Origin of the sequence: Streptomyces sp. NPDC093225 (assembly GCF_044753805.1) — a bacterium.
Taxonomy (GTDB): Bacteria; Actinomycetota; Actinomycetes; order Streptomycetales; family Streptomycetaceae; genus Streptomyces.
Map to the genome: position 1 here is coordinate 1 of NZ_JBIVNX010000097.1, position 11,710 is coordinate 11,710.

General features: G+C 76.3%; 10 protein-coding genes. 6 read left to right on the top strand and 4 right to left on the bottom strand.

Annotation, left to right across the window (positions count from 1 at the left end):
• Positions 1-409: 409 nt before the first annotated feature.
• Complete coding sequence (locus tag ACIQCH_RS37925) at positions 410-1,318, bottom strand: DUF3027 domain-containing protein (RefSeq protein ID WP_402588843.1); 909 nt, start codon at positions 1,316-1,318, stop codon at positions 410-412.
• 481 nt (positions 1,319-1,799) lie between these two features.
• On the opposite strand from ACIQCH_RS37925, the gene ACIQCH_RS37930 reads away from it, so the two are divergent.
• From ACIQCH_RS37930 to ACIQCH_RS37945, 4 genes are all read left to right on the top strand, one after another.
• Positions 1,800-3,176 carry an MFS transporter gene (locus ACIQCH_RS37930; protein ID WP_402588845.1) on the top strand — a complete coding sequence of 459 codons (1,377 nt, stop codon included), beginning with the start codon at positions 1,800-1,802 and terminating at the stop codon, positions 3,174-3,176.
• 74 nt (positions 3,177-3,250) lie between these two features.
• The gene (locus ACIQCH_RS37935) at positions 3,251-3,745 is read left to right on the top strand and encodes a DUF2771 domain-containing protein (protein WP_402588847.1); all 495 of its coding nucleotides are present in this window, start codon (positions 3,251-3,253) and stop codon (positions 3,743-3,745) included.
• Between the two features lie 10 nt (positions 3,746-3,755).
• Entirely contained in the window at positions 3,756-4,574 is an 819-nt protein-coding gene (locus tag ACIQCH_RS37940) for a futalosine hydrolase (RefSeq protein WP_402588849.1), read from the top strand.
• Positions 4,575-4,792: 218 nt separating this feature from the next.
• Positions 4,793-5,650 (top strand): 1,4-dihydroxy-6-naphthoate synthase, encoded by an 858-nt coding sequence (locus ACIQCH_RS37945; protein ID WP_402588859.1) that lies wholly within the window; start codon positions 4,793-4,795, stop codon positions 5,648-5,650.
• Between the two features lie 100 nt (positions 5,651-5,750).
• On the opposite strand, the gene ACIQCH_RS37950 is transcribed toward ACIQCH_RS37945, so the two are convergent.
• The gene (locus tag ACIQCH_RS37950) at positions 5,751-6,134 is read right to left on the bottom strand and encodes a cold-shock protein (RefSeq protein WP_030208134.1); all 384 of its coding nucleotides are present in this window, start codon (positions 6,132-6,134) and stop codon (positions 5,751-5,753) included.
• Between the two features lie 168 nt (positions 6,135-6,302).
• Between ACIQCH_RS37950 and ACIQCH_RS37955 the strand changes: the two genes are divergently transcribed.
• On the top strand, positions 6,303-6,599 hold the full coding sequence (locus ACIQCH_RS37955; RefSeq protein ID WP_402588851.1) for a hypothetical protein: 297 nt from the start codon (positions 6,303-6,305) through the stop codon (positions 6,597-6,599).
• Positions 6,600-6,695: 96 nt separating this feature from the next.
• Here ACIQCH_RS37955 and ACIQCH_RS37960 read toward each other — a convergent pair whose 3' ends face one another.
• Together ACIQCH_RS37960 and ACIQCH_RS37965 are read right to left on the bottom strand one after the other, a co-directional pair.
• The gene (locus ACIQCH_RS37960) at positions 6,696-7,340 is read right to left on the bottom strand and encodes an HAD family hydrolase (protein ID WP_402588853.1); all 645 of its coding nucleotides are present in this window, start codon (positions 7,338-7,340) and stop codon (positions 6,696-6,698) included.
• A 149-nt stretch (positions 7,341-7,489) separates the two neighbouring features.
• Entirely contained in the window at positions 7,490-8,611 is a 1,122-nt protein-coding gene (locus tag ACIQCH_RS37965) for a hypothetical protein (protein WP_402588855.1), read from the bottom strand.
• Between the two features lie 102 nt (positions 8,612-8,713).
• Between ACIQCH_RS37965 and ACIQCH_RS37970 the strand changes: the two genes are divergently transcribed.
• Complete coding sequence (locus tag ACIQCH_RS37970; RefSeq protein WP_402588857.1) at positions 8,714-11,620, top strand: helicase-associated domain-containing protein; 2,907 nt, start codon at positions 8,714-8,716, stop codon at positions 11,618-11,620.
• Positions 11,621-11,710 lie beyond the last annotated feature (90 nt).

Sequence of the window (11,710 nt, forward strand, 5' to 3'; positions counted from 1 at the left end):
CTGGTCCGGAGGCAGGCCCGGGCCTGGGGTGGCCGAAGGCCAGGGCGAAGCCCCGAAGCCCCAGGGGTGGGCCTGCCGCAGGGCCTGCAGGCCCTACCGCCTCAAGCGCCGAGGGGACCCACGCACCACGGGGCGGCCCCGCGAAGCGAGCCCACCCCGACGCCCCGTCACGTCACGCCGGCTGCCACCCCTCTGAGGGACCCCCACGCTGACGGACCTTCGAAGACACGGCCAGCACCCAGGACTGAACCGGGCTGCGCCCGACTCAGAACCGAACCCCACCCAACGCAGAACCGGACCGCACCCGACTCAGAACCGCGCCCCAAGCCAAACCGCACCCAACCCAGAACCGAACCCCACCCGACTCAGCAGTGCCCGAGGTCCTGCTCAGCAGTGCCCGAGGTCCTGCTCAGGAGTGCCCGAGGTCCTGCTCGGGGAGGTCGGTGTCGGGGACGGACCCCGCATCGGGGGCGGGCCGCAGCGGGAACTCGTCCGCCCGCATCGAATCGAGCACCGGCGGCGCCGGCCGCGGCGGCTTCGGCATGACCGCAGCTTCGGAGTGGCCCCCGCAGCCGTACGACAGCGAGACCAGGCGCCCGTCGGCCGGCCCGAACTCGTTGGCGCACACGCCGAAGGCCTGCCCCAGCGACCCCCCGATCTTCACGAGGAAGCCGCACGACACGCAGCTGGCCGGCGCCGCCTGCGCCATCGGGGTCTTCGCCCCGTACGCCTCGTCCCACCGGTCCGCCGCGGTGTGGAGCCCGTACCGCGACAGCACGCGCGCCCGGCGCATGCCGAGCTCCTCCGCCACGGAGGTGATGGAGCCCCGGTCGGGCACGGCCGCCCGGTCGGTGAAGGCCACGTCCTCCGTGTCGGCGAGGTCCTTGACCTCCTCCGAGACGACGGAATTGGGCGCCGGCTCGTCCTCGCCGGAGTACCCCGGCTCCAGCCGCAGGTCATCGGCGTCGGTGGGCAGCAGGTCGCCCGGCCCCATGTCACCCGGGCGCAGCCGCTCGCTCCACGGCACCCACTCGGGCGCGAGCAGCGCGTCGGGCCCGGGCAGGAGCACCGTTTCGTCGATGGTGACCACCTTGGCGCGGGAGGCGCGCGCGACGGTCACCGCCCAGCGCCAGCCCCGGTAGCCGGCCTCGGCACAGGCGAAGTAGTGCGTGACGACGCGGTCGCCCTCCGCGACCACGGACACGTGCTCGCCCACCACCCCCGGCGCGGCGGCCTCCTGAGCCGCAGCGCGGGCGAGGTCGACGGCCTCGGCGCACAGGCGGTCGGGGGTACGGCTTCGCGTCGTCGCAGCACTCACAGGTCTCGTTCTCTCCTACGCCGTCTCACGAGTGCGCCGTTCGTCCGTAAACAACCGCCGGTCCTGATCCGTACGTGGCGCGGGCGGAGCGGACCAGAGGGCCGCGTCGACGTCCGCGCCCGATCGGCCTCGGGCGCACCTTCTACGATCCATTCTGCGGGATCGCGAACAGGCGCGCGGCCAAGAGCGACCGCCGGTGGCGCGCTACGCACGCTACCTCCTTCGCAGCCCTGGGCCCACCTGCACGTCCGATTCGCGGACAGCAATCCGGGCCCCGGACACTTCTCGGACACCCCGGGGACACCTCCGCCGCCCCGTTCCCGCACCCCCGCAGCAGCCCTCAGCCGCCGCCACAGCAGCCCTCGGCGGCCCCCACAGCAGCCCTCGGCAGCCCCCGCGCGGCCCGGTCGAGCCCCGGCCGCGACACCCCCGGCGCGAGCCGACGAGCCCGTCCCGGCACGGGGTGGGGCACTATGGCCAGGTGGCAGCCGCGCGGTCCGTACGGTCCTCCGACGACGGCTCGGGCCGGGTCCGGCGGGCCGGCCGGGCCCTGGGACGCGCCGTGCACACGCCGATCAGCCGCACCGCGCGCGGCATCCGGCGCGCGACGCACGCGCACGGGGCGGGTGAATCCGGCCTCGGCAAGCTGATCGAGCTGCACGCGGTCAACGGCGCGGGCGACATGCTCGTCACCGTGGCGCTGGCCTCCACGGTGTTCTTCTCCGTCCCCACCGACCAGGCCCGCGGCCGGGTGGCGCTCTACCTCGCCATCACGATGGCCCCCTTCGCCCTGCTGGCCCCCGTCATCGGCCCCCTGCTGGACCGGGCCCCGCACGGCCGCCGGGCCGCCATGGCCGGGGCCATGCTGGCCCGCGCCGTCCTGGCCCTGACGATGTCCACGGCGGTGGCCACCGGCGGGCTCCAGCTGTACCCGGCCGCGCTCGGGGTGCTGGTGGCGTCCAAGGCGTACGGGGTGATCCGCAGCGCCGTCGTGCCGCGCCTGCTCCCACCGAAGTTCTCGCTGGTCAAGGCCAACTCGCGGGTCACCCTCGCCGGCCTGCTGGCCACCGGCGCGGCCGCGCCCCTCGGCGCGCTGCTGCACCTGATCGGGCCCCCGTGGCCGCTGTACGGGGCCTGCGCGGTCTTCGTCGGCGGCACCGTGCTGTCCCTGACGCTGCCCCCCAAGGTGGACTCCGCCAAGGGCGAGCGGCGGGCCCGGCTCTCCACGCACGAGGCGCGCCGCGAGCGCGCCCGCAAGCGTCCGGGGCTGCGGGCCATCAGCCCCTCGGTGCTGTGCGGCCTGTGGGCCAACGCGGCCATGCGCGCCCTGTCCGGGTTCCTGATCTTCTTCCTGGCGTTCCTGCTGCGCGAGCACCCCCTGCCCGGCCAGAGCGCGGCGGTATCGCTGGGCATCGTGGGCGTGGCGGCGGGCGTGGGCAACGCGTGCGGCACGGCCGTGGGCGCCTGGCTGCGCTCCCGCGCGCCGGAGGCCATCGTGGCCGCCGTGCTGTCGCTGACCCTGACGGCCGCGATCGTGGCCGCGGTCTTCTACTCGGGGCTGCTGATCGCCGTGCTGGGCGCCACGGCCGGGTTCTGCCAGGCGCTGGCGAAACTGTCGCTGGACGCGATGATCCAGCGGGACGTGCCCGAGCACATCCGCACCTCCGCCTTCGCCCGCTCCGAGACGCTGCTCCAGATGGCGTGGGTGGTCGGCGGCGCCATCGGGATCTCGCTGCCGCTGAACGGCGTGGTGGGCATGTCCGTGGCCGCCGCCCTGGTCGCCGCGGGCACGGTCATGGCCTGGCGGGGCCTGCTCTCGACCCCCCGCCACCGCCCCGCGCGCCCCCGGGTGGCGTAGGCCCGGGGCGGAAACGCCCGGGCCTACGCCACCCCGCGCGCGAAGGAAACGGCTGGCCCGATAGCCTTCGGCTCATGACCGCACCGCTTATCTCGGGTAAGGGCCGCCGCATCGGCGCGGCCCTCGGAGCCGTGTCCGCCGGCCTCCTCGTCCTCTCCGCCTGCGACAAGCCGACGCCGCTGGCGACCGTGACGGTCGGCAGCTCGACGGTGTCCGCCGAGGCCGCCTGCTCCGCCGACGGCGGCAAGGAGCTGTCGCAGGACAAGGTCGCCGACTGCCTGGCCAGCATCAAGGCCGGCAAGACCATCGACTACGCCCGCGGCGACACCCTCCGCCTCGGCGTCGAGCCGGAGGTCGTCGAGGACGGCAAGACGTGGCAGGCGGTCCTCGACGGCCAGCCCATCACCGAGCCGTCGTCGAACACCTACCGCTCCTTCCCGGGCGCCGACGTGTTCGCCACCGGCGGCCAGGGTGAGGCCCCGGCCTCGAAGAAGCTCGCCTTCATCCAGCTCAGCGAGGACAAGAAGCCCCTCGCCGTCTGGTCCTTCACGCTCAAGCTGAAGAACTAGCACCGGGCGCGTGCACGCACTCGTCGTGACCGCGGTGGCCGCGGAGGCCGACTCCGTCGCCGCCGGCCTGACCACCCCTCTGCCGTACCCGGGACCGGCCCGGTCCGCGGTGGCCTCCGGTACCCCCGGAGCCCCCGGGCCCTCCGGCTCTCCCGGTACGGCGCCCGGTCCGGCCCCCGCCGCGGACCACGACGTGCCCGGCCGCACCCTGCCCGGCGGCCGGACCCTGCGCCGCTACGACGCACCCGGCGTGGCCTTCGACGTGCTCGCCGGGGGCGTCGGCCCGGCCGCGGCCGCCGCGGCGACCGCCGCCGCCCTCGCCACCGCCGAGCGCCCGTACTCCCTCGTCGTCTCCGCCGGGATCGGCGGCGGGTTCCCGCTCGCCGCCCCCGTCGGCTCCCTCGTCGTCGCGGACGCGATCGTCGCCGCCGACCTCGGCGCCCAGACCCCCGACGGCTGGCTGTCCGTCGAGGAGCTCGGCTTCGGCCGGGCGGTGCACCTGCCGCCGGCCGAACTGACGGCCCGCGCCGCCGAGGCCACCGGGGCGCTGCTGGCGCCCGTCCTGACCGTCTCCACCGTCACCGGTACCGCCGGGCGCGCCTCCGAGCTGCTGGCCCGGCACCCGCTGGCCGGCGCCGAGGCCATGGAGGGCTTCGGCGTGGCCGAGGCCGCCGCCGCGCACGGCCTGCCCGTACTGGAGATCCGCGCGGTCTCGAACCCCGTCGGCCCGCGCGACCGCGACGCCTGGCGGATCGGCGACGCCCTGGCGGCCCTGAGCGAGGGCTTCCAACGCCTCGTACCCGTACTCCAGAACTGGAGGCACCGATGACCACCGGCACGACCGACAACGGCACCGGCACGGACCTCGGCACCACCGAGGCCACCGGAGCCACCGAACCCGCCGAGACCACCCAGGCCGCCGAGACCACCGAGGCCGCTGGGACCACCGAGGCCGCCGGGTCCACCGACGCGAGCGATTCCTCTGAGGCACCCGCGCCCTCCGAGGCTTCCACGTCCTCTGAGGCTTCCGCCTCCTCCGAGGCTTCCGTGGCCGCGAGCCCGTCCCGCCCGCTGCAGATCGCCTACTCCCCCTGCCCGAACGACACCTTCGTCTTCGACGCGTGGGCCCACGGCCGGGTCCCCGGCGCCCCCGGCCTCGACGTCACCTTCGCCGACATCGACATCACGAACGGCATGGCCGAGCGCGGCGAGTTCGACGTGCTCAAGGTGTCGTACGCCGTCCTGCCCTGGGTCCTCGACGAGTACGCCCTGCTGCCCTGCGGCGGCGCCCTCGGCCGCGGCTGCGGCCCGCTGGTGCTCACCCGCGAACCCGGGCTCGACCTGACGGGACGTACGGTCGCGGTGCCGAGCGAGCGCTCGACGGCGTACCTGCTCTTCCGGCTGTGGGCGGCCGACGTGCTGCCCGGCGGGGTGGGCGAGGTCGTGGTCCTACCGTTCCACGAGATCATGCCGGCCGTGCGCGACGGCAAGGTGGACGCGGGACTGGTCATCCACGAGGCCCGGTTCACCTACGGGAACTACGGGCTGCACTGCCTCGCCGACATGGGCGAGCACTGGGAGCGGACCACCGGGCTGCCGATCCCGCTCGGCGCGATCATCGCCAAGCGCGCGCTGGGGACGGACACCCTGCGGGCGCTGGCCGAGTCGGCCCGCGCCTCGGTGCGGATGGCCTGGGACGACCCGGAGGCGTCACGGCCGTACGTACGGCAGCACGCCCAGGAGCTCGACCCAGCGGTCGCGGACCAGCACATCGGCCTGTACGTCAACGAATTCACCGCGAACCTGGGCGAATCGGGCTATGCGGCGGTGCGCGGGCTGCTCACCCGGGCCGCGGCCGAGGGCCTCGTCCCGGCGCTCCGACCGGAGGCGCTGGCTTTTCCGTAGACGGTACGCGTGAGCCCCACCACCCGGACGGGTGGTGGGGCTCACGCGTATGACGGGCCGTCCGGTGCGCCCCGGCGGGCCGCGGCGGGCCGCGGTCGTCCTAGACGTCGAGCTGGTCCGCCACGGCCCGCAGCAGGCCGGCGATCTTCACGCCGTGCGCCTTGTCGGGGTAGCGGCCGCGCTCCAGCGTCGGGGTGATGTTCTCGAGAAGCGTCGTCAGGTCCTGCACGATCGAGGCGAGCTCGTCGGGCTTGCGGCGCTGCGCGGCCGCGACCGAGGGGGTCGGGTCCAGCACCGTCACGGAAAGCGCCTGGTCGCCACGCTGGCCCGCGACCACGCCGAACTCGACGCGCTGGCCCGGCTTGAGTGCATCGACCCCGGCAGGGAGCACCGACGAGTGGACGAAGACGTCGCCGCCGTCGTCACGGGAGAGAAAGCCGAAGCCCTTCTCACTGTTGAACCACTTGACCTTGCCGGTAGGCACGTCTTTCCTCGTCCTTGTGCTCGTTGGGTCCGGAAGGCCGCGAAAAACGGCTCCGGATAGCAGTACAGCGGGTCGTCTGCGACCCGCCAACCACCAGGCTAATGGTCCGGGAGCCGCTGACAAGCCGTCCCCCGGTGCTTCCTACGGCCTGGGAACTACCCTGGTCGCGTGACTGGTACTCCTCTTCCCGGCCATTCCGACGAAGCCCGGCCCGGCGACGGGCTGGTGCGCGCGGGCGGCATCGTCTTCATCGTCGGCGCCGTCGCGACGCTCGTCACGATGGCCCCGCTGTTCCTCGGCACCGAGCCGTTCCCGACCGTGGCGTACGCGGTGTGCATGCTGATGGGCGTCGGCTTCGCGATCTCGGGCGCGGGCGTCCTGCGCTCGATCGCCGCCCAACGCCGCGAGGCCGCCGCCGCAGCGGCGCCTGACCCCACCGCCGTGCCCGGCCCGACGAGCCGCTGACCCCCACCGCCACGCCGAGCCCGACGCGCCGCAGCCCGCACCGCCGCCGTGGTTCCGGCCCCTGCGGCCCGCCCGGGCTGCCGACGGATCGGGCGGCTACGCGCGCGTGGCGGCGTACTCGGCGAGCCACTCCGGCAGGGCGGTGAGGTCCCTCAGGACCACGTCCGCCCCCTCCGCGCGCAGCTCGTCCGCCCCGCACGGGCCGGTTGGCACGGCGACGGAGACGGCCCCGGCCTTGCGGGCGCCCCGTACGTCGCCGACGTGGTCGCCGACGTACACGCTCGCGCCGTGCTCGCGCAGGGCCTCCGCCTTGGCCTCCGCCCAGAGCCAGCCGATCAGGGCGTCGGGCGCGATGCCGACGTGGTCGAGGTGCAGGCGGGCGTTGGGCTCGTACTTGGCCGTGACGACGATCGCGCGGCCCCCGAGGGCCCGGACCGCCTCGACGGCCTCGCGCGCGCCGGGCATGGCGGGCGTGGGCACGATGGCGTGCGCGGGGTAGAGCGCCCGGTAGCGGTCGGCCATCTCCTTCACCCGGTCCTCGGGGAACCAGTACGCCAGCTCCTCCTCCAGCGGGGGCCCCAGCCTGGTGACCGCCTCGTCGGCGTCGATGTACGCGCCCGTCTCGGCCGCCAGGGCCCGGTAGGCCGCGTGGATCCCGGGACGCGAGTCGATCAGCGTCATGTCGAGGTCGAAGCCGACGGTCAGCGGGCGCGCAGGGCGGGGGAGGCTCATACCGGCCATTGTGCCGACGCCGCGGTCCGCCCGGCCAACACCACCCGATCCCCGCCTTACCCACGGGTGAACCACACCCCGCCCCACCACGCGACAGGGGCCAGGGCCCGGGTACACGATCCCGGCCCGGCCGGCGGAGGACGACCGGGCGCAGGGCGTCAGGGGCGGCGGGAGCGCCAGCCCAGGTAGCCCGCCGAGACGACGGCAGCGATCCGCACCACCCCGCCCCACAGCCCGGAGAGCGCCTCCCCCACCCCGCCGGAGCCCAACGGCTCCCCCCACCGCCCGGTCGCACGCCCCCACACCCACAGCACCGCCACGCCGACCACCAGCCCCGGCAGCCCCAGGACCACCCACTTCCGCTCGGCCGGCGACATCCTCCGCGAGGCGTACGCCAGCAGCCAGCCCATCAGCAGGACGATCCAGTACCCGCTGACGGCACCCGCCACCAGCACGGCCGCGCACAGCAGCAACCACGCCTGCGGCCGGGGTCGGGGCGCGGCCGCGACCCCGGCGGCCGCATCCCCCGCCGGGGCGGGGCCCGCGGCGGCCTCCGGCTCGGCGCCGCCCGCGACCGCCTTGCGCCGCTCGCGCAGCGCCCGTACGACGGTGCGGACCCGCCCGACCGGTTCGGCGGACGCGGCGGGAGCGGTCGACCCCGCCGGGTCGTCGGAGCCGGCGGTCTCGGCATCCGCGTCGGACGGCCGCTTGAGCAGCTCCGGGATCTCGATCCCGCCCGCGAAGCCCTCGACCTGCGTGTGCGGCCCGAACGGCGCGGGTGTCACCCGCCACCAGTCCGGCTCTCCCCCCGAGTCGCCCAACTCGTCGAGGCCCGCGAGGTGCGGCGGGGATGCGGCCGTGGCGGGGCGGGGCGGGGGCACGTCACCGGGCCGGGGGTTCCGGCGCAGCAGCCGGGGCCCGCGCTGCACCGGGACGGAGGGCCCGGCGGCCGGACCCGACCGGGGCCGGGACGGGGACCCGGGCGCCGGCGCCGGGACGCGGTCCGCGGGCGCGGCGGAGCCGGCCGGGGCCGCGGGCAGCGGTCCGCCCCCGCTCTCGGCGAGCGCCTCCAGGACCTCCTCGGGCGAGCCGAGCCGGTCGAGGATGCGACGCACCGACGCGGCGGTCTCGGGCTCGAACTTGGCGCGCTGCCGGTCGATCTCGTTGCGCAGCGACGACACGAGGCGCATCCGGTCCCCCGAAGGGACCTGTCGGCGCTGTGCCAGGTCGCCGACCCGGCTCAGGTAGTCGTAGACCAGCTGGTCGCTCTCGATCCCCACGCTGCGGCTCCCCTTCCGACCCCTCCGGTACCGCCCGTCCACGACGGTAGCGCGTGTTCCCGACACTCGGCGGGATGTCGCGCAGGGGCTACCGTTGGCCGGATGGACCAGGAGGCGAACGTGTCCGAGAGCGCGCACCCCACCACCGACCCCCAGCGCCCGGGGTCGGCCGCGGCACCGCCCGCCGGCGCCGCCCCGCGGTCGCTCGCGGAGGCGCTGCGGGCAGGTGACGACGCGTCGCTGGCCGCGCTGCTGCGGGCCCGGCCCGACCTGCTGAACCCGGTCCCCCACGACCTCACCCAGCTCGCCACCCGCGCCGGCACCCGTGCCTCGGTCGTGCGGGCCCTGGAGCGGCTCGACCGGTTCGCCCTGCAGACGGCGGAAGCCCTCGCCGTCGCCCCGGACCCGTGCCCGTACGAGGTCCTGGAGACCCTGATGACGGGTGACCCGGGCGCGGACACCACGGAACCGCAGCCGCCGGCCGGGGCCACCGGGCCGGTGCCCGCCGGCGCGCCGGCCGACGCGCCCGCCGGCGCCACCGGGTCGGCCGGCGCGGTCGTGACCGTCGCCGGGGCCGACACTCCGGCGACCGCCGACGTGATCCGCGCGGTGCTGCCCGCGGCCCTGGGGCGGCTGCGCGCGCAGGCGCTGGTCTGGGGGGACGACAGTCGGCTGCGCCTGGTCCGCACGGCTCGGGAACTCCTCGCGCCCAGCGCCGCCCGCCCCTCGCCCACCGGCCTCGGGCCGACCGTGGCCGAGGCCACGGCCGGCATGTCGCCGGGCCGGCTCCAGGAGATCGTGGCCACCGCCGGGCTGCCCGCGACGCACGACCCGGTGTCGGCGGTGGCCGCGCTCGCCGGCTTGTTCACCGACCCGGGGCGGATGGCCGCGCTCCTCGCGGACGCCCCGGCCGAGGCCCACCAGGTGCTGGCCCGGCTCGTGTGGGGCCCGCCGTACGGCGAGGTGACCCCGCACCCCGCCCCGCCCGTGCGCTGGCTGCGCGACCACGGGCTGCTGCTGCCCACCTCCGCGCGGACCGTGGTGCTGCCCCGCGAGGTCGCACTGCACCTGCGCGGCGGCCGGGCGCACCGCGCGCCGGAACCCCTGGCGCCGTCGGTCGCGCCGGCGAAGACCCACCGTCCACAGCTTGTGGACGCCAACGCGGCCGGCCAGGCCCTGGCCGCCGTCGCCACCGTCGGCGACCTGCTCGCCTCCTGGGACCAGGGCGGACCGCTGGTCCTGCGGGCCGGCGGACTGGCAGTGCGCGACCTGAAGCGCGCCGCCGCCGCACTGGACGTGTCCGAGCCGGTGGCCGCGTTCTGGATCGAACTCGCCTACGCCGCCGGGCTGCTCGCCAGCGACGGCGAGGCCGACGAGCGGTACGCCCCCACGCCGTTCTACGACGAGTGGCTCGACCTGCCGGTGCACGACCGCTGGGCCGTCCTCGTCGCGGCCTGGCTGCCGGCCACCCGCACGGCGGGCCTGGTGGGCGAACAGGACGCGAAGGGGCGGACCCTCTCCGCGCTGGGCCCGGACCTGGACCGCTCGGCGGCCCCCGAGGTCCGGCACCGGCTGCTGGACCTCCTCGCCGGCCTCCCCGAGGGCGGCGCCGCCGACCCCGAGGCGCTGCTGGCGCGGCTCGACTGGGAGCGGCCGGTCCGCGGCGGTACGGGCGACCTGCGGGCGCGCCTGTCCCGCTGGACGCTGACCGAGGCCGAACTGCTCGGCGTCACCGGCCGCGGCGCCCTTGCCGGCCAGTCCCGCCCCCTGCTGACCACGCCCCGGGTCCCGCGCACGACGCACGAGGCCCCGACGGCCCACGCGCCCGCGACGGCGAACGGGCCCAGAACCCCCGAGGGTTCCACCGCCGCGCGCGGGGCGGACGGGCACGAGGCAGCACCGGACCACGGCGCGACCGCCGACGGCGCAGCGACCGCCCGGCAGACCGCGACCGCCGAACGCGACACCGCCGCAGGGACCGGCGCCGCCGCCGAACCCGGCGCGACCGACGGCGTACCGGAACCGCACGAGGCCGGGCCGAGCGGTCCCGAGGAGCGACTCGCGCTCGAACGGGCCCTCGGCTCCCTGCTCGCCCCCCTCCTGCCCGAGCCCGTCGACCACGTCCTGCTCCAGGCCGACCTGACCGCGGTCGCCCCCGGCCCGCTGGAACGGCACCTGGCCGACACCCTGGCCGTCCTCGCCGACGTCGAGTCCAAGGGCGGGGCCACCGTCTACCGGTTCACCCCGGCCTCCGTACGCCGCGCCCTCGACGCCGGCCACGACGCCGCCGACCTGCACTCCTTCCTGGAACGGCACAGCCGCACCCCCGTCCCCCAGCCACTCGCCTACCTCATCGACGACGTGGCCCGCCGCCACGGCCACCTGCGCGTGGGCGCCGCCTCGTCGTACGTGCGCTGCGACGACGACGCGATGCTCGGCGAGATCCTCGCCGACAAGCGCTCCCAGGCCCTCGGGCTGCGCCGGCTGGCGCCCACCGTCCTGGCCGCGCAGACCGACCCCACGACCCTGCTGGACGGCCTGCGGGCGATGGGCTACGCCCCGGCCGCCGAATCCGCCACCGGGGACGTGCTCGTGGCACGGGCCGACGCCCACCGCACCCCGCCGCGCGCCGCCCCCGTACCCGTCCCGGACGGCCCGCCGGTCCCCGACACGACGCTGCTCGCCGCCGCCGTACGCGCCGTCCGCGCCGGCGACCTGGCCGCCACGGCGGTCCGCAAGGAGCCCGCCCCGGCCGCGGCCGCACCCGGCGAACTCCCGCGCACCACCGCGGCCGAGACCCTGGCGACGGTCCAGGCCGCCGCCCTCACGGGCTCGGCCGTCTGGATCGGCTACGTCAACGCCGACGGTGCCGCCTCCCAGCGCGTGATCGCCCCGGTCCGCGTCGAGGGCGGCTTCGTCACCGGCTACGACCACACCGCCGACGAGGTCCGCACGTACCCGCTCCACCGCATCACGGGCGTCGCCGAACTGGCCGAGGACCAGGTCTAGGGGCAACGCCGTTCAGTTAAGGGCGGGGTCGGGGCGTCAAGAGCTGCTCGTGAGCATGGTGATGTGGATGGTTGCTTTGTAGGTGGTCCG